The 15,482-nt window shown below is 64.0% G+C and carries 17 protein-coding genes and 1 tRNA gene; 7 read left to right on the top strand and 11 right to left on the bottom strand.

Going from position 1 to position 15,482, the window contains the following annotated elements; genetic code table 11:
• Position 1: 1 nt before the first annotated feature.
• The 3 genes from iscR to trmJ all read right to left on the bottom strand — a co-directional run bounded on the left by iscR (position 2) and on the right by trmJ (position 2,186).
• Complete coding sequence (iscR, locus tag LPB260_RS25335; protein ID WP_208708644.1) at positions 2–496, bottom strand: Fe-S cluster assembly transcriptional regulator IscR; 495 nt, start codon at positions 494–496, stop codon at positions 2–4.
• Between the two features lie 138 nt (positions 497–634).
• Positions 635–1,414: a serine O-acetyltransferase gene (cysE, locus tag LPB260_RS25330; protein WP_208708643.1), complete on the bottom strand. Its 780-nt coding sequence runs from the start codon at positions 1,412–1,414 to the stop codon at positions 635–637.
• Positions 1,407–2,186 (bottom strand): tRNA (cytosine(32)/uridine(32)-2'-O)-methyltransferase TrmJ, encoded by a 780-nt coding sequence (gene trmJ, locus LPB260_RS25325; protein ID WP_208708642.1) that lies wholly within the window; start codon positions 2,184–2,186, stop codon positions 1,407–1,409. Before trmJ ends, cysE begins: the two co-directional genes overlap by 8 nt.
• A 144-nt stretch (positions 2,187–2,330) precedes the next feature.
• On the opposite strand from trmJ, the gene suhB reads away from it, so the two are divergent.
• Positions 2,331–3,146 carry an inositol-phosphate phosphatase gene (gene suhB / locus LPB260_RS25320; RefSeq protein WP_208708641.1) on the top strand — a complete coding sequence of 272 codons (816 nt, stop codon included), beginning with the start codon at positions 2,331–2,333 and terminating at the stop codon, positions 3,144–3,146.
• Positions 3,147–3,244: 98 nt separating this feature from the next.
• Here suhB and LPB260_RS25315 read toward each other — a convergent pair whose 3' ends face one another.
• From LPB260_RS25315 to queA, 6 genes are all read right to left on the bottom strand, one after another.
• Complete coding sequence (locus LPB260_RS25315) at positions 3,245–3,781, bottom strand: glycine zipper 2TM domain-containing protein (RefSeq protein WP_208708640.1); 537 nt, start codon at positions 3,779–3,781, stop codon at positions 3,245–3,247.
• Positions 3,782–3,911: 130 nt separating this feature from the next.
• Entirely contained in the window at positions 3,912–4,817 is a 906-nt protein-coding gene (gene secF, locus LPB260_RS25310) for a protein translocase subunit SecF (protein WP_208708639.1), read from the bottom strand.
• 9 nt (positions 4,818–4,826) lie between these two features.
• The gene (gene secD, locus LPB260_RS25305; RefSeq protein WP_208708638.1) at positions 4,827–6,695 is read right to left on the bottom strand and encodes a protein translocase subunit SecD; all 1,869 of its coding nucleotides are present in this window, start codon (positions 6,693–6,695) and stop codon (positions 4,827–4,829) included.
• Positions 6,696–6,757: 62 nt separating this feature from the next.
• Positions 6,758–7,093 (bottom strand): preprotein translocase subunit YajC, encoded by a 336-nt coding sequence (gene yajC / locus LPB260_RS25300; protein ID WP_208708637.1) that lies wholly within the window; start codon positions 7,091–7,093, stop codon positions 6,758–6,760.
• 41 nt (positions 7,094–7,134) lie between these two features.
• Positions 7,135–8,250, bottom strand: coding sequence for a tRNA guanosine(34) transglycosylase Tgt (tgt, locus tag LPB260_RS25295; protein WP_208710159.1), 1,116 nt, complete (start codon positions 8,248–8,250; stop codon positions 7,135–7,137).
• Between the two features lie 14 nt (positions 8,251–8,264).
• The gene (gene queA, locus LPB260_RS25290; RefSeq protein WP_208708636.1) at positions 8,265–9,314 is read right to left on the bottom strand and encodes a tRNA preQ1(34) S-adenosylmethionine ribosyltransferase-isomerase QueA; all 1,050 of its coding nucleotides are present in this window, start codon (positions 9,312–9,314) and stop codon (positions 8,265–8,267) included.
• Between the two features lie 112 nt (positions 9,315–9,426).
• Here queA and LPB260_RS25285 point away from each other — a divergent pair.
• The 3 genes from LPB260_RS25285 (at position 9,427) to LPB260_RS25275 (ending at position 10,667) form a co-directional block, all read left to right on the top strand.
• Positions 9,427–9,511, top strand: a tRNA-Leu gene (locus LPB260_RS25285).
• 336 nt (positions 9,512–9,847) lie between these two features.
• Positions 9,848–10,060, top strand: a complete 213-nt coding sequence (locus tag LPB260_RS25280; RefSeq protein WP_208708635.1) for a cold-shock protein — start codon at positions 9,848–9,850, stop codon at positions 10,058–10,060.
• A 112-nt stretch (positions 10,061–10,172) separates the two neighbouring features.
• Entirely contained in the window at positions 10,173–10,667 is a 495-nt protein-coding gene (locus tag LPB260_RS25275; RefSeq protein ID WP_208708634.1) for an RDD family protein, read from the top strand.
• A gap of 52 nt (positions 10,668–10,719) precedes the next feature.
• Here the strand turns inward: LPB260_RS25275 and lptG are convergent, their stop codons facing one another.
• The gene (gene lptG / locus LPB260_RS25270) at positions 10,720–11,781 is read right to left on the bottom strand and encodes an LPS export ABC transporter permease LptG (RefSeq protein WP_208708633.1); all 1,062 of its coding nucleotides are present in this window, start codon (positions 11,779–11,781) and stop codon (positions 10,720–10,722) included.
• On the bottom strand, positions 11,774–12,895 hold the full coding sequence (gene lptF / locus LPB260_RS25265; RefSeq protein ID WP_208708632.1) for an LPS export ABC transporter permease LptF: 1,122 nt from the start codon (positions 12,893–12,895) through the stop codon (positions 11,774–11,776). Before lptF ends, lptG begins: the two co-directional genes overlap by 8 nt.
• 143 nt (positions 12,896–13,038) lie before the next feature.
• Between lptF and LPB260_RS25260 the strand changes: the two genes are divergently transcribed.
• From LPB260_RS25260 to LPB260_RS25250, 3 genes are read left to right on the top strand one after another with little or no spacing between them, the layout of a single operon-like run.
• The gene (locus LPB260_RS25260) at positions 13,039–14,529 is read left to right on the top strand and encodes a leucyl aminopeptidase (protein ID WP_208708631.1); all 1,491 of its coding nucleotides are present in this window, start codon (positions 13,039–13,041) and stop codon (positions 14,527–14,529) included.
• Between the two features lie 57 nt (positions 14,530–14,586).
• On the top strand, positions 14,587–15,006 hold the full coding sequence (locus LPB260_RS25255) for a DNA polymerase III subunit chi (protein WP_208708630.1): 420 nt from the start codon (positions 14,587–14,589) through the stop codon (positions 15,004–15,006).
• A gap of 9 nt (positions 15,007–15,015) precedes the next feature.
• Positions 15,016–15,450, top strand: a complete 435-nt coding sequence (locus tag LPB260_RS25250) for a DNA polymerase III subunit chi (RefSeq protein ID WP_208708629.1) — start codon at positions 15,016–15,018, stop codon at positions 15,448–15,450.
• The last annotated feature ends 32 nt before the right edge of the window (positions 15,451–15,482 follow it).

Genomic DNA, 15,482 nt, shown 5'->3' with positions numbered 1-15,482 from the left:
TTCAATCGACGGTGGACGCTTCAATCTTGTCCAAATGCGGCATCAAGCCACTGCTGCAGCGACGCTGATCCTGGCGCTGAGCAACCTCCTGCACCTCACGGCGCGTCACCAGGTCGGCGAGGCTGATGCCACTGAGGAATTCGTGAATCTGCTGACTGAGGTCGCACCACAAATGGTGGGTCAGACAGGTGTCGCCGGCATGGCAATCACCCTGCCCCTGGCAACGGGTGGCATCGACCGACTCGTTGACCGCATCGATCACCTGAGCCACCTGAATGCCGCACATGTCACGCGCCAGCTGATAGCCGCCGCCCGGGCCGCGCACACTGGAAACCAGGTTGCCACGACGCAGCTTGGCGAACAGCTGCTCCAGATAGGACAGGGAGATGCCCTGACGTTCGGATATGTCGGCGAGGGACACCGGACCATGCTGCGCGTGAAGCGCGAGGTCGAGCATTGCCGTGACGGCGTAGCGGCCTTTGGTGGTCAGACGCATGGAGGGTTACCACGGGATCACTGTGTGCCGCGAGTATGCAATTCCCGAGTATTTAAGTCAACTATAAGACCTATGGTTTTACTCGGGATTAGGCGACGCGAAGGGCGCGCAGCATAACAAAATGCCGCGCGCCGCGCATCACGCAGCCGGCTTGTCGTCCTGATCCTTGCAGACGCCAGCGAAGTCCTCGTCCCGCAGCGCCGGCAGCTCCTTCGCGCAGTAGTCGCTACCCAGAGCCGTCAGCGCGCTGCACATGCCCTCCAGGCGCCCGTCGACGGCCTGCAGGTGATCGAGCAGCTGGCCGATCGCGCGCGCAACCGGGTCCGGCATGTCCTGGCCGACACCATAGGCATCGAAGCCAAGCTTTTCGGCCATGGCCTGACGCTTGGCCTCCTGCTCGCCATCGACCTTGACGATGATCCGCCCGGGAATGCCCACTGCCGTGGCCCCGGCCGGCACCGCCTTGGTCACCACGGCATTGGAGCCGATCTTCGCGCCCGCACCGACCGTGAAGGGTCCCAGCACCTTGGCGCCGGCACCGACCACCACGCCATCTTCCAGAGTCGGATGACGCTTGCCCTTGTTCCAGCTGGTGCCACCCAGGGTCACCCCCTGGTAAAGCGTGACGTCGTTGCCGATCTCGGCCGTCTCGCCAATGACGATACCCATGCCATGATCAATGAAGAAACGCCGACCGATTTTCGCCCCGGGATGAATCTCGATCCCGGTCAACCAGCGACCGAAATTCGACACCACCCGCGCCAGCCACTTCCAGCCCGCCGCCCACAAGGCGTGCGCCACGCGATGCAGCCACACCGCATGCAAGCCCGGGTAGCAGGTCACCACCTCCAGCGTATTGCGCGCCGCCGGATCGCGATGGAACACGCTCTGGATATCTTCTCGCATGCGCTCAAACATCAGATTTCCCCTGCCTATGGTGCTGACCACGCGCGGCCTTGACGGTCTCCGTCAGAATGCCGCGCAAGATATTCATTTCCAGCTTGCTGACGCCGCTGCGCCCGTACAGCCGACGCAGACGACTCATCAGGTGCCGCGGCTTGGCCGGCTCGAGAAAGCCGATCTCCACCAGCGCCAACTCCAGGTGTGCATAGAAGGACTCCAGTTCGTCTGCAGTCACCGGCTGCATGTCGAGCATCGCCGTGGCCTCCACTTTGGCGACCTTGGTCGGCTGATTCTGCGCAGCCAGCCAGGCCATGCGCACTTCATACGCCAACACCTGCACGGCGGCCGCCAGGTTCAGCGAGCTGAACTGCGGGTCGGACGGAATATGCACATGGAATTGACAGCGCTGCAGTTCCTCGTTGGTAAGGCCGGCGTATTCGCGACCGAACACCAGCGCCACCTCGCCCCCTTGCGCCGCCTGTTCGCAGGCCGTCACACCGCATTCGCGCGGATCCAGCAGGGGCCAGGGAATGCGCCGATCACGGGCACTGGTGCCCATCACCAGACTGCAACCGACCAGCGCCTCCTCGAGCGTACCGACCACCTGGGCGGAATCGAGGATATCGGTCGCCCCGGAGGCGCGCGCGACCGCATCGCCACTGGGAAAGTCGATCGGATCGACCAGCACCAGGCGCGACAACCCCATGTTCTTCATGGCTCGCGCAGCACCGCCGATATTGCCCGGATGACTGGTATTGACCAAAACCACGCGAATGTTCTGCAGCAACGTAGACGCTCACATGAAAAAAGAAGGGGAGCAAATCTTACAGAACCCCCCTGATTAATGCCATGCACGGCACAGGCGGCACTTCAACCGCGTGGCTTTTCTGCTAGAATGGCCGGCTTTCTTTAACGACCCAGGTGAACATCCATGCAGCCCATGCTGAATATCGCGCTGCGCGCAGCCCGTAGCGCCGGTGAAATGATTTTCCGCTCGATCGAACGCTTGGACGTCATCTCGGTCGACGAGAAAGATGCCAAAGATTACGTGACCGAAATCGACCGCTCCGCCGAGCAGCTGATCATCCAGGCCCTGCGCAAGGCCTACCCGAATCACGGCTTCCTCGGCGAAGAGGGCGGCCTGATCGAAGGCAGCGGCGAGGGCGCGGACTACCAGTGGATCATCGACCCACTGGACGGCACCACCAACTTCATCCGCGGCGTGCCGCACTTCGCGGTCAGCGTCGCCTGCAAATACCGCGGCCGCCTCGAGCACGCGGTGATCATCGATCCGGTTCGCCAGGAAGAGTTCACCGCCAGCCGCGGTCGCGGCGCCGCCCTCAATGGCCGCCGCCTGCGCGTCAGCACCCGCAAGAGCCTGGAAGGCGCCCTGCTCGGCACCGGCTTCCCGTTCCGCGACAGCCAGCTGGACAACCTGGAGAACTACCTGGGCATGTTCCGCAGCCTGGTCGGCCAGACCGCCGGCGTACGCCGCGCCGGCGCCGCCAGCCTGGACCTGGCCTATGTGGCGGCTGGCCGCTTCGACGCCTTCTGGGAGTTCGGCCTGTCCGAGTGGGACATGGCCGCCGGTGCCCTGCTGATTCAGGAAGCAGGCGGCCTGGTCAGCGACTTCAGCGGCGGCCACGATTTCCTCGAGAAGGGCCAGATCGTCGCCGGCAACACCAAGTGCTTCAAGGCGGTGCTGACGGCGATCCAGCCGCACCTGTCGACCGCGCTGAAACGCTGATCGCCCCGCTTCAGAAAAAACCGGCCTAGCGCCGGTTTTTTATCGCCCATAGAAAAAGCGCCCCGCGGGGCGCTTTTTCGTTGCAACTGCCGAACGCCTTACTGTGTAGACGCCGCCAATACCAACTGACCGTCCTTTACCGGAATCTGGCGGCCCGGATCATGGTCCATGCGCACCTGGCCCACCTTGCCGTCCAACTGGTATTTCACGTCGTAGCCGACCAGCTTCTCGCTGGTATCGGTGACCGTATTGCAGCGCGTCTCGGTGGTGGTGTAGGTGTCATTGGCCTGCATGTTCTCCTGCACCTTGTTGCCGGCGTAACCGCCGCCAACCGCGCCGGCGACCGTGGCAATCTTCTTGCCATTGCCACCGCCCACCTGATTACCGAGCAAGCCGCCGACCACCGCACCGATCGCCGTACCGGCGATACGATGCTGGTCCTTGACCGGCTTCTGCCGGGTCACGGTGACTTCGCGACATTCCTCACGCGGGGTCTGGATGGTTTCCTTGACCGGTTGCACGGCCAGCACCTCGGCGTACTCCGGACCGCTGACCAATTTATAGGTCGCGACAGCACCCCCGGCAGTGACCCCTACGGCGCCCAATACCGCGCCCACGAGCATCGATTTGTTCATGGCTTCTCCTGGCTCACGCTCTAGCTATCCGGCGAATTTCGCCTTGTTCGCACGGTTGGACCGAGGCGACCTGCGGCAAGTTCCACCGCCGCCAATGCCGCTCGATCCAACTGCGACAGAGCGCACAGACTCAGGGACGCTCGTCGACCTCTTCGGCCACCACTGGCGGAATCAGGTCCTCGACCGTGAGGTCCAGCCACAGCAGCACGACGTTGGCGATATAGATCGACGAGTAGGTACCCGCCAGCACACCGATGAACAGCGCGATGGAGAAGCCGAACAGGTTGTCGCCGGCGAACACCAGCAACGCACCGATTGCCAGCAAGGTGGAAATCGAGGTCGCCAGGGTGCGCAACAGGGTCTGGGTGGTGGAGATATTGATGTTGTCGATCAGGCTGGTCTTGCGCAGCACGCGGAAGTTCTCGCGCACCCGGTCGAACACCACGATGGTGTCGTTCAGCGAGTAACCGATGATCGCCAGGATCGCCGCCAGCACCGTCAGGTCGAAAGTCACCTGGAAGAACGACAGGATGCCCAGGGTCACCACCACGTCATGGATCAACGAGACGATGGCGCCGACAGCGAACTTCCACTGGAAGCGAAACGCCAGATACAGCAGCACCCCGCCCAGCGCCAGGAGCATGCCGATGCCACCTTGGTCACGCAGCTCTTCCCCCACCTGCGGGCCGACGAACTCGACCTTCTTGACCTCCGGCGCAGCACCGGATTTCGCCAGCGCCTCGGCCACCTTGTTGCCCAGGTCCGGATCATCGCCCTGCATGCGTACCACCACATCGGTGGTGGCGCCGAAGCTCTGCACCACGGCATCGGCGAAGCCGGCAGCGGCGAGCTGCTGGCGAATCCCGCTCAAGTCGGCCGGCTGCTGGTAGCCCAGCTCGATCTGCGTGCCGCCAGTGAAATCCAGCCCCAGGTTCAGGCCCTTGAACGCCCAACTGCCCAACGCCAGCAGGGTGAGGAACAGCGTGAGGGCAAACGCAAGTTTGCGCACGCCCATGAAGTTGATCGTACGATTCATCTCGACCTCTTAAACCCAAAGCTTCTTGAAGTCACGCCCACCGAAGATCAGGTTGACCATCGCGCGAGTCACCAGCACGGCGGTGAACATCGAGGTGAGAATGCCCAGCGACAAGGTCACGGCAAAGCCCTTGACCGGCCCGGTACCCATGGCGAAGAGGATGCCGCCGACCAGCAGGGTGGTCAGGTTGGCGTCGATGATCGCCGAGAAGGCGCGATCGAAGCCTTCATGAATCGCCCGCTGCACCGACATGCCATTGGCGATCTCTTCGCGGATACGCGAGAAGATCAGTACGTTGGCATCCACCGCCATACCCATGGTCAACACGATACCGGCGATACCCGGCAGGGTCAGGGTGGCGCTCAACAGCGACATCAGCGCCAGCAGCATGATCATGTTGAAGCCCAGCGCGACGGTCGCCAGCACGCCGAAGAAACGGTAGATCACCATGATGAACAGCGACACGAAGAGCATGCCCCACAACGACGCATCGACACCCTTGGCGATGTTGTCGGCACCCAGGCTCGGGCCGATGGTGCGCTCTTCGGCGAAGTACATCGGCGCCGCCAGACCACCGGCGCGCAGCAGCAGCGCCAGCTCCGAGGACTCGCCCTGGCCGTCCAGTCCGGTGATACGGAACTGGCTGCCGAGCGGCGACTGGATGGTCGCCAGGCTGATGATCTTCTTCTCCTCGACGAAACTGGCTATCGCCACCTCCTGCTCGACGCCCTCGACCACCTGGCGCGCGTAACGGGTCACCGGCTTCTGCTCGATGAAGATCACCGCCATGCTGCGCCCGACATTGTTGCGCGTGGCGCGATTCATCAGGTCGCCGCCGTGGTTATCCAGGCGGATGTTCACCTGCGGACGACCGTTCTCGTCGAAACTGGCCTGGGCGTCGGTGACCTGGTCACCGGTGATGATCAGCTCGCGCTCCAGTTGCACCGGCGCGCGCCCTTCTTCGCGGAACTCGAAGGTTTCGGTCGCCGCCCTGGGCGCATCCAGTTCGGCGGCCAGACGGAACTCCAGGTTGGCGGTCTTGCCGAGAATCCGCTTGGCCTCGGCAGTGTCCTGCACACCCGGCAACTCGACGACGATGCGGTTGGCGCCCTGACGCTGGACCAGCGGCTCGGCCACGCCCAGCTCGTTGACCCGGTTGCGCACGGTGGTCAGGTTCTGTTTGATCGAATACTCGCGAATCTCGGCGAGCTTGGCCGGAGTCAGGGTCAGGCGCAGCACCTGCTGGTCGCCCCGCTCGACGGCATTCTGTTCGAAATCGATGAAATCACGACGAATCAGGCGCTGCGCCTGCTCCAGGGTCGCCTCATCGGCAAAGCCCAGCTGGATCGCGCCATTGGCTTCCGGCAGGCTGCGATAGCGCACCCGCTCCTTGCGCAGCAGGCTCTTGACCTCACCCTCGTAGACCTTGCGACGGGCATCCAGCGCCTTGTCCATGTCCACTTCGAGCAGGAAGTGCACACCACCGGACAGGTCCAGACCCAGCTTCATCGGCCCGGCGCCGATATTGCGCAGCCAGTCCGGGGTGGTCTGCGCCAGGTTCAGGGCGACCACGAAATCGCCACCCAACGCCTTGCGTACCACGTCCTTGGCCGGCAACTGATCTTCCTTGCTGACCAGGCGCAGCAGGCCGGCGCGGCCCTGATCGGCCAGGCTCACGCCCTTGACCTCGATGCCGGCATCGCTCAGGGCGCGACCGGCGCGCTCCAGGTCGGCCTGCTCGACGCGCATCGCCGTGCTGTTGCCACTGATCTGGATGGCCGGATCGTCTGGATAGAGGTTGGGTGCCGAATAGATAAAGCCGATCGTCAGCACAGCCGCGATCAGCAGGTACTTCCACAGAGGAAATTTATTGAGCATGACGCCGCCCGTTATGACGCGGGGCGCATTAAGCGCCCCGTCGAATGGTAATGATGTGTGACTCAGATGGCTTTCAGCGTGCCCTTGGGCAGGGTGGCGGCGATGGCCACCTTCTGGATCTTCAGCTCCACGGTGTCCGACGCCTCGATCACCACGAAATCGTCGCTGACCTTGGTCACTTTGCCGGCGATGCCGCCGCTGGTCACCACTTCGTCACCCTTCTGCAGGTTGCCGATCAGGTTCTTGTGCTCCTTGGCGCGCTTGGCCTGCGGACGCCAGATCATCAGGTAGAAGATGACCAGGAAACCGACCAGAAACACCCACTCGAAACCGGTACCGGCAGGACCAGCAGCCGGGGCAGCGGCATCGGCATAAGCAGCGGGGATCAAAAAGCTCATTTAACACTCCTGTTGGATAAGGTCTTTAGAACAGCGATAGATCAGGCGAGCGGCGGTGTCGGCAGCCCGCGTCGCGCATAGAAGGCATCGACAAAGGCGGCCAATGTACCCTGTTGAATTGCCTCGCGCAAACCAGCCATAAGGCGCTGATAGTGGCGCAAGTTATGGATGGTATTGAGCATGCTTCCCAGCATTTCGCCGCACTTATCCAGATGATGCAGGTAGGCCCGGGAAAAGTGCTGGCAGGTGTAGCAGTCACAGGTTGCATCGAGCGGCGAGTCGTCATGCTTGTGCACCGAATTGCGAATCTTCAGCACGCCGGTGTCGACGAACAGATGGCCGTTGCGCGCATTGCGCGTGGGCATCACGCAGTCGAACATGTCGACGCCGCGCCGCACACCCTCGACCAAATCTTCCGGCTTGCCGACGCCCATCAGGTAGCGCGGCTTGTCCGCCGGCAGCTGCGCCGGCAGATAGTCCAGCACGCGGATCATCTCCTCCTTGGGCTCGCCGACCGACAGCCCGCCGATCGCCAGGCCATCGAAACCGATCTCGCTCAAACCCTCCAGCGAGCGCATGCGCAGCTCTTCGTGCATGCCGCCCTGGACGATACCGAACAGCGCCGCGCTGCTGTCGCCATGGGCCTCCTTGGAGCGCCTGGCCCAGCGCAGCGACAGCTCCATGGAGCGCTTGGCGACGTCGAACTCGGCCGGATAGGGCGTGCACTCGTCGAAGATCATCACGATGTCCGAGCCGAGGTCGCGCTGCACCTGCATCGACTCCTCCGGCCCCATGAACACCTTGCTGCCGTCCACCGGCGAGGCGAAGGTCACGCCCTCCTCCTTGATCTTGCGCATGGCACCCAGGCTGAACACCTGGAAGCCACCCGAATCGGTGAGGATCGGCCCCTGCCACTGCATGAAGTCGTGCAGATCGCCATGGCGCTTGATCACCTCGGTACCCGGGCGCAGCCACAGGTGGAAGGTGTTGCCGAGAATGATCTGCGCGCCGATCGCCTCGATATCCCGGGGCAACATGCCCTTCACCGTGCCATAGGTGCCGACCGGCATGAACGCCGGCGTCTCGACCACGCCCCGGGGAAAACTCAGGCGCCCGCGACGGGCCTTGCCGTCGGTCGCCAACAGCTCGAAAGACATGCGACAGGTGCGCGTCATAGTGTTTCCTCGGGCCCGCGCGGCGCGGGATTGCGGGTGACGAACATGGCATCACCGTAACTAAAGAAGCGGTAGCCCTCGGCGACCGCGCTCTGGTAGGCCGCCATGGTTTCCGGATAGCCGGCGAATGCCGATACCAGCATCAGCAGGGTCGACTCCGGCAGGTGAAAGTTGGTGATCAGGGCATCGACCACATGCAGCGGGCGTCCCGGGTAGATGAAGATGTCGGTGTCGCCCCTGAACGCCTTGAGCACGCCATCCCGTGCGGCGCTTTCCAGCGAGCGCACGCTGGTGGTGCCGACCGCGATCACCCGACCGCCGCGAGCACGACAGGCCGCCACGGCGTCCACCACCTCCTGGCTGACCTCCAGCCATTCGCTGTGCATGTGGTGATCCTCGATGCGCTCGACCCGCACCGGCTGGAAGGTGCCGGCGCCGACATGCAAGGTGACGAAGGCGGTCTCGACGCCCATCTCGGCGATCGCCGCGAGCATTGGCTGATCGAAATGCAGCCCGGCCGTAGGCGCCGCCACCGCGCCGGCGCGTGCGGCATATACGGTCTGATAGCGTTCGCGATCGGCCGCCTCGTCTGGTCGGTCGATATAGGGCGGCAGCGGCATATGACCGATGCGCTCGAGCAGCGGCAGGACGTCCTCGCTGAAGCGCAACTCGAACAGCGCATCATGGCGCGCCAGCATCTGCGCCTCACCGCCGCCGTCGAGCAGAATGGTCGAGCCCGGCTTGGGCGACTTGCTCGAGCGCACATGGGCCAGCACCCGATGGTCGTCCAGCACGCGCTCGACCAGCACTTCGAGCCTGCCGCCCGACGCCTTTTGGCCGAACAGTCGCGCCGGGATCACCCGGGTATTGTTGAACACCATCAGATCGCCAGGGCGCAGATACTCCAGCAGGTCGCTGAACTGGCGATGGGCGAGCTGACCGCTGGGGCCATCGAGCACCAGCAGGCGGCTGGCGCGGCGCTCGGCCAGCGGATGACGGGCGATCAGGGAATCAGGCAGCTCGAAATGAAAGTCGGCAACACGCATGGCGGAAAGGGGTCGTATTTCGGGGCGGCAAAGCTTACCGGAAATCGCGCATACTGGCCACGCAAGTGGATTGACCGGGCGCAGCGCCCTCCCTATACTGCGCCGCCATTGTGCCCCGGTGGCGGAACCGGTAGACGCGGCGGATTCAAAATCCGTTTCCGAAAGGAGTGGGAGTTCGAGTCTCCCCCGGGGCACCAATAATCCAGTCGCTGCAACCAGCGCAAAGCGACACCCGGCAGCCCACCGAACTGCCCTCCAAAGCCCCAAGACTCCCTCTTGCACAGCTCTCTTCGATAGTCCGCAAACAACCTCGATCCGCCTTGATTCTCGGGCTCCGCAGGGGTTGGCATTTGCCCAAAAGTTAGCGTAGAGTGATTGAACTGTGTTTGCATGGGTCGCCGTGAATCGTGACCTGATGCAGTAGATCCTCTCGATCCGCTACATCCCGCTCGACTTCTATTACTCTTTGCAACCAGTCTCAGTCCTCTATTATTTAGGGGCTGTCATCAACTCTAGTTTCAAGGAAATAAGACATGTCGAATCGTCAGAACGGTACCGTCAAGTGGTTTAACGACGAAAAAGGTTTTGGTTTTATCACTCCAGAAAGCGGTCCGGATCTGTTCGTGCACTTCCGCGCGATCGAAGGCAACGGCTTCAAGAGCCTGAAAGAAGGCCAGAAAGTCAGCTTCGTTGCAGTGCAAGGTCAAAAAGGCATGCAGGCTGACCAGGTTCAAGTCCTGAGCTAATCCTGCCGCTTTGAAGAACCCCTGATGGCATCATCAGGGGTTTTTTTATGCCCATTTGTAGGCAAAAAAACCTGATATAGACCCAACCGCACTATTACCCGACGAGCCCTCCATGCCGAAACACCTGTTGCGCCCGCAGGGTGAATTTCCCGCTGCCGGCCTGATCCGACGCCTCGCGGCCATGTTCTACGACTTCCTGCTGTGCATCGCCCTGCTGATAGTGGTGACTTTCATCTACAAGCTGGTGCTGATGGGCTTCTATGGCGAGGCGCAGCTCAAGCGACTCTCCGACGCCGGCGCCCTGGACGGCGACCCGCTGCTCTCGACCCTTCTGCTGTTCAGCCTGTTCGGCTTCTTCGCCAAGTTCTGGACGCACAACGGCCAGACCCTGGGCATGCAGGTGTGGGGCCTGCGCATCCAGAACCAGGATGGCAGCGCCATCACCCTGTGGCAGGCATTGCTGCGCTTCCTGGTCGCCACCGCCTCCTGGCTCTGCCTCGGCCTGGGCTTTCTCTGGGTTCTCTGGGACAAGGAAAAACGCAGCTGGCACGACATCTATTCCGCCAGCCGGACCGTGCAGCTGCCGAAGAACATCCACAAGAAGTGAGGCTGCAGAAAAAAGCCGGCGCTGAGCCGGCTTTTTTCTGCGCGCGAATTAACTAGCCTGCCCTGCGCAGCAGCCCCATGCCCGCTACCGCACAGATGACCGCAGGAATCAGCACGGCGAGCAGCGGCGAAAAGCCGAACACCAGGCTCGACGGCCCGAGCAGGTCCTGGGCGATGCTGAAGACGAAACCGACCAGCACCCCGGTGAATACCCGCTGCCCCAGGGTCACCGAGCGCAGCGGGCCGAAGATGAAGGAGATCGCCAGCAGCACCAGGGCCGCGGTCACCAGCGGCTGCAACACCTTGGTCCAGAACGCCAGCCAGTACTGGCCATTGTTGAGGCCCTGCTCACCCAGATACTGGATGTAGCGCCACAAGCCCGTCACCGACAGCGCATCGGGCTCCAGCACCACGGTACCGAGCAACTGCGGATTGAGCTCGACGTCCCAGCGTTCGCTGAGCGACTTGACCACCTCGGTGCTGCGCTCACGGAAATGCGTGGTGGCGACGTTCTCCAGGCGCCAGTGATCGCCCTGGTACTGCGCCCGCCGGGCGAAGCTGGAGGACAGCAGGTGGCGCTGCTCGTCGAAACGGTAACGCGTCACCCCGTACAGCACGCCATTGGGTTGCACCGCGTTGATATGCACGAACTCCTGCCCCTGGCGGTGCCACATGCCGCGCTTGGCACTCTGTGCCTCGCCCCCGCCCTGGGCCATGGCGCGATTGGCCTGGGCCTGGTTCTCGCTCCAGGGCGCCAGGTACTCGCCGATCAGGATGCCGGCCAGCATGAGCACCAGCATCGGCTTCATCACCGCCCAGACGATGCGCCCGATCGATACGCCGGCGGCGCGCATGACGGTCAGCTCGCTGTTGCTGGCCAGGCTGCCCAGGCCGATCAGGCAACCGATCAGCGCCGCCATCGGCAACATCTCGTAGACCCGCCGCGGCAGGGTGAGAAACACGTACCAGGCGGCCTCGCCCAGGCTGTAATCGCCCTCGACGTCCCCCAGCTCATCGATGAAGGCGAACATCAGGGCCAGCCCGACGATGATCCCCAGCACGGAAAGAATCGCGACGAACACCTGGGTGCCGATGTACCTATCCAACCTAACCACGAGCCACCTCCGGCGCAGCACGACGAGCGGCCCACTTCAAGCGCAGCGGCTCCCAGTAAAGCAGCAACAGACCGATCAACATGAACACCCCATGCACCCACCACAAGCCCAGCTCCTGGGGAATCTTGCCCTTGTCCAGGGCGCCACGCGCGGCGATCAGCAGCGCCAGGTAGGCCATGTACAGGAGAATCGCCGGCAGCAGCTTGAGGAAGCGACCCTGGCGCGGATTGACCCGCGACAAGGGCACGGCCAGCAGGGCGACGACGAATACCAGCAACGGAATCGACAGGCGCCACTGCAACTCGGACTGCAGGCGCGGATTGTCGCTGCCGATCAGCTCCCGGGTCGGCACCGCCTCGCGCTCGCTGATTTCACCGCTGACCGAGGGCTTGGGCAGCAACACGCCATAGGTGTCGTACTGAATCGCCCGGTAGTCCGCCTGACCGGGATTGCCGTCATAGCGATAGCCGTTCTCCAGGATCAGGTAGCGACTGCCGTCGGCCTGCAACTCCTGGCGCCCGCTTTCCGCCACCAGCACGGTGATGCCGCGCTCCTTGCCACCCTCACGGGAGAAGCGCTTCTCGGAGATGAAGACCCCGGCCAGCTCGCCGCGGTCTTTCGACAGCTCCCGGGTGTAGGTCACTCGCGAGCCGTCCCGCATGGCCTGGAAGCGGCCCGGCACCAGGGTGTCGAACTCGGTCAGGGCGTCCTGCTCATTGAGGATGCGCATCTGCTCCGCCACGCCCTGCGGTGCCAGACTCAAGCTCAGCCAGGCCACCAGCAACGCCACCAGCAGCGCCGGCGCCAGGCTGTACACCATCAGGCGTTGCTGACTCATGCCGGTGGCCGAAAGAACGGTCATCTCGCTGTCCAGGTAGAGCCGCCCGTAGGCCAGCAGGATGCCCAGGAACAGCCCCAGCGGCAGGATCAGCTGGAGAAAGCCGGGCAGGCGATACCCCATAATCAGAAACAGCACCCCGGGATCGAGCAAACCCTGGGCGGCCTGCGCCAGGTACTTGATGAAGCGGCCACTCATGATGATCACCAGCAGCACGGCGCTCACCGCACTCAGGGTAATCAAGACCTCACGGGACAGATAACGGAAGACGATCAAACCAGACACTCCAGGGTTGTCAGGCTCAGGCGGCTACGATCAAACTAGCCGCACTGCATGCCGGCTCGCCCACGGACGAACCACTGAAAAAATAGCCGGCATTATCCTGCAATACCGACTTCTTGTCTTGGGGACACTACGCCATGGAATTTCTAGCCAAAAGCGCTCGCCCGGAAACCCTGAAAACCGCCACCCTGGTCATCGCCGTCGGCGAAGGCCGCAAGCTCGGTGAAACGGCGAGCGCTGTCGACAATGCCTGCGCCGGCGCGATCAGCGCCCTGCTCAAGCGTGGCGACCTGGCCGGAAAGCTTGGCCAGACCTTGCTGGTGCACAACCTGGCCGGCCTCAAGGCCGAGCGCGTGCTGCTGGTCGGCAGCGGCAAGGACGCCGAGCTGTCGGACCGCCAGCTGCGCAAACTGATCGGCGCCGCCCACGCGGTACTCAAGGGACTCGGCGGCAGCGACGCCGTGCTGGCCCTGCAGGACCTCGGCGTCAAGGGCCGCGACGCCTACGGCAAAACGCGCCTGATAGTAGAGAGCCTAGCCGACGGTGACTATCAGTTCGATCGCTTCAAGAGCCAGAAAGCCGAGCCGCGCGCCCTGAAGAAGCTGACCCTGAGCTGCGACAAGGCCAGCCTGGCGGAGGTCGAGCGCGCCACCACGCACGCCCGGGCCATCGCCGCCGGCATGGCCTTCACCCGCGACCTGGGCAACCTGCCGCCGAACCTCTGCCACCCCAGCTACCTGGCCGACCAAGCCAAAGATCTGGCCAAGGCGCACAAGAACCTCAAGGTGGAGATCCTCGACGAGAAGAAGCTCAAGGAGCTCGGCGCCGGCGCCTTCCTCGCCGTGGCCCAGGGCAGCGAGCAACCGCCGCGGATGATCGTGCTCCACTACCAGGGCGGCAAGAAGACCGACAAGCCCTTCGCCCTGGTCGGCAAAGGCATCACCTTCGACACCGGCGGCATCAGCATCAAGCCGGCGGCCGGCATGGACGAGATGAAGTACGACATGTGCGGCGCCGCCAGCGTGTTCGGCACCCTGAAAGCCGTGCTCGAACTGCAGCTGCCGATCAACCTGGTGTGCCTGCTGGCCTGCGCCGAGAACATGCCCAGCGGCCGCGCCACCCGCCCCGGCGACATCGTCACCAGCATGAGCGGGCAGACCGTGGAGATCCTCAACACCGACGCCGAAGGCCGCCTGGTGCTGTGCGACACCCTGACCTACGCCGAGCGTTTCAAGCCCCAGGCGGTGATCGACATCGCCACCCTCACCGGCGCCTGCATCGTCGCCCTGGGCGCCAACACCTCGGGCCTGATGGGCAACAACGACGAGCTGGTCGAGCAACTCCTGGCCGCCGGCCAGCACGCCGACGACCGTGCCTGGCAGCTGCCGCTGTTCGACGAGTACCAGGAGCAGCTGGACAGCCCGTTCGCCGACATCGCCAACATCGGCGGCCCGAAGGCCGGTACCATCACCGCCGGCTGCTTCCTCTCGCGCTTCGCCAAGCAGTACCCCTGGGCTCACCTGGATATCGCCGGCACCGCCTGGATCAGCGGGGGCAAGGAGAAAGGCGCCACCGGCCGCCCGGTGCCGCTGCTGACCCAGTACCTGCTCGATCGCAGCCAGGCCTGACCCGCGCCGGGGCGGCCCTGTCCGCCCCGGCCTCCGCCGTCCATCATCGAAGTCGCCATGCCCCGAATCGAGTTCTACGTCCTCTCCTCCGCCACCCCGGCCGAACGCCTGCGCGCCGCCTGCCAGCTGGCGATGAAGGCCTGGCGCGCCGGCCTGCCGGTGTTCCTGCGCGGCACCGATGCCCAGCAGTGCGCGGAACTGGATGAGCTGCTGTGGCGTTTCAAGGCGGAGGCCTTCGTGCCCCACGAGCTGCACCAGGACGATCCGCACGCCCCGGTGGTGATCGGTCAGGATGAGCCGCCGGCGGCCGAGCAAGGCGTGCTGATCAATCTCAATCCGAGCCTCTCGCCGCTCGTCGATCGCTTCAGCCGGGTCATCGAGATCGTCAACCAGGAAGCGGACCTGCTGACCGCCTGCCGGGAGAATTTCCGCAGCTACCGCCAACGCGGCTATGATCCCAAACGAGTCGACCTCTAGCCGCCCGCCATGGACAAACCGAAGCCGCCGCACAAACCCACCCAGCTGCTGAACGACCTGGAGTCGATCCGCGAACTCCTGGGCGACCAGGACCTCGAGCCGCCGCTGCTGGTCGACGCCCTCGACCCGGACAGCATCCCCGTGCTCTCGGACATCGTCAGCGCACCCGCGACAACCACCCCGGCTCCGGCGCCCAGCTACCGCCCCACGGCAACGGCCAAGCCGGCCCAGCCCAGCACCCCGGCAGACCTGCGCAGCGCCCTGGAGCAGGCGGTGCAACGCGACAGCGGCGCCGAGATGAAGCGCCTGGACAGCGAACTGCGTGCCGCCGCCCAGCTGATCCTGCAGGATGTCATCGACGATTTCGTGCCGCAGATCGAGGCCGAGCTCAAGCGCCGCCTGGAGGCGCGCCTGACCCGCCTGCTGCCGCCGCGCCGCAACTGACAGCCGCCGACGACGCTCGCCCCACCAGTCAG

The organism is Pseudomonas sp. LPB0260 (genome assembly GCF_013388395.1).
The sequence above is the reverse complement of the archived record's forward strand: the minus strand, read 5'-3'. Positions and strand labels throughout refer to the sequence as shown.